Source organism: Pseudomonas sp. K5002, from assembly GCF_013386655.1.
Taxonomy (GTDB): Bacteria; Pseudomonadota; Gammaproteobacteria; order Pseudomonadales; family Pseudomonadaceae; genus Aquipseudomonas.
Genome location: NZ_JACARK010000959.1, coordinates 1 through 1,816, shown reverse-complemented (window position 1 = coordinate 1,816; position 1,816 = coordinate 1). Strand labels below are relative to the sequence as shown.

Genomic DNA, 1,816 nt, shown 5'->3' with positions numbered 1-1,816 from the left:
CCGGCTTCGCGCTGCCCCTTGACCACCGCCAGCAGGCCGCCCCGATGGATCTCGGCGATGTAGGCCGCCTCACTCAGCACCAGGGCGATCAGGCCCGCGGAGTAGGGGTTGGACAACACCACGCTGGTGGACGGAAACACCTGCGGCAGGTTGTAGACGAAGATCAGCAGCACCAGCAACGGCAGGCTGCGGAAGAACCAGATGTAGACGCCAGCGGAGTCCCGCAGCCAGCGGCGCTCCGACTGCCGCGCCAGGGCCAGGAAAAACCCCAGCACAATGCCCAGCAGCCAGGTTTCCAGGCTCAGTTCGACCACGGTGCCGACGGCTCGCCAGAAGTCGCCGTTCCATAACAAGCCCAGGGTGTAGTGCCAATCGAATTGCATAAAGGTGCTCCGCGTTTCAGTTACCCAGTGCCGCACTGATCTCGGCGGCGTTCGGCTCGGCCAGGTTGTAGCGCGCCAGCAGCTTGCCGTAGCTGCCGTCCTGCTTGATCTGGCTCAGGGCGCCGGTCAGCGCCTGGAGCAGTGCCGGGTTTTCCTTGCGCACGGCCAGGCCGACCACCACCGGGTAGATCAATTCGTTGGAGCTGATCACGGTTTTGCCCTGCAGTTTTTCCACGGTGATCTTGGCGACCGCCGCGTCTTCCATCTGCACGTCCACCGCCTGGGCGAGCAGGGCCTGGGCGGCTTCCGGCGACGTCGGGAACTCACGCGACTCGATCGCTGGCTTGCCCGCTGGGAGGCAGTAGTCCGCCGAAACCTTGTTCAGCTTTGGCACCCACGACGCGCCCTTGATCGACCCGACACGCTTGCCGCACAGGTCTTCCGGGCGCTGGGGCTTGAAGTCGCCGGCGCTGAGCACCATCAGCGAAGAACCGGTCTTCAGGTAGCTGAGGAAATCCACCTGCTTGGCGCGTTCTGGCGTGACGTACAGCGCCGAGGCCACCACGTCGAAACGCCGGGCGTTGACGCCGAGGATCAGGTTGGCGAAACGGGTGTCGAGAAAACGTGGTTTGAGCCCCAGTTGCTTGCCCATCAGTTGCATGAACTCCGGGTCGAAACCGGCCGGGGTCTTTTGCTCAAGGTAGGTGTAAGGCGGGTAGGTGAGGTCGGAGCCGATGGACAGCTCGCCCGGTTTCAGGGTGCCCTTGATTTCGGCAGCCGACAGCAGCGGCGTCACGCACGCCAGGGTGATCGCTAGCGCCAATGTGCGCAGGGTGTTCTTGCCCGTCAGACCTTTTTGCATGTTCGTCGCCTCGGTTGCTGGATGCAGGGAGATTTGGATTGTTCAACAATCCTTTATTGGCTAATAAGCGGTTATCGTGCCAACCAATGAATTTTTCAGGTTTTTGATGGGTTTTGACGCGTGAGACAGCCTTTTTTTGCAAGCGCGCACCCCAATTCGGGGCAATTCGTTACCGGGCGCCACGTTGTGAGGCAGGCATTTCGCGGACCATAAAGGACGCACTTATTGATAAAGTGCCGATTCGAAACCATGAGTGAACAGCAATGACGTCGACCTCCCAACGCCGCTCAACCCTGATTGCCTTGTTGGTCGCCGTCACCTTCTTCATGGAGAACCTCGATGCCACCGTGATCGCGACCGCGTTGCCGGACATCGCCAAAACCTTCGGCGTGGGCGCGGTGGACGTGAACATCGGTATGAGCGCCTACATGCTCGCCGTCGCGGTGTTCATTCCCATCAGCGGCTGGCTGGCCGACCGCTTTGGCTCGCGGCGGGTATTCGGTTGGGCAATCGTGCTGTTCAGCCTGTCGTCACTGCTGTGCGGGTGGAGCGACAGCCTGCAGACCTTCGT

Annotated in this window: 3 protein-coding genes; 1 reads left to right on the top strand and 2 read right to left on the bottom strand. The window is 61.5% G+C overall.

Features of this window, described 5'->3' with window-relative positions; all coding sequences use genetic code 11:
• Together HX846_RS31710 and HX846_RS31705 are read right to left on the bottom strand one after the other, a co-directional pair.
• On the bottom strand, nt 1-383 hold a 383-nt coding region (locus HX846_RS31710), incomplete at its 3' end, for an ABC transporter permease subunit (RefSeq protein ID WP_178966914.1).
• Nucleotides 384-399: 16 nt separating this feature from the next.
• Nucleotides 400-1,245 (bottom strand): ABC transporter substrate-binding protein, encoded by an 846-nt coding sequence (locus HX846_RS31705; protein WP_003210846.1) that lies wholly within the window; start codon nt 1,243-1,245, stop codon nt 400-402.
• A gap of 263 nt (nt 1,246-1,508) precedes the next feature.
• Between HX846_RS31705 and HX846_RS31700 the strand changes: the two genes are divergently transcribed.
• Nucleotides 1,509-1,816, top strand: a 308-nt coding sequence (locus HX846_RS31700) for an MFS transporter (RefSeq protein WP_178966913.1), incomplete at its 3' end; no start/stop codon positions are given.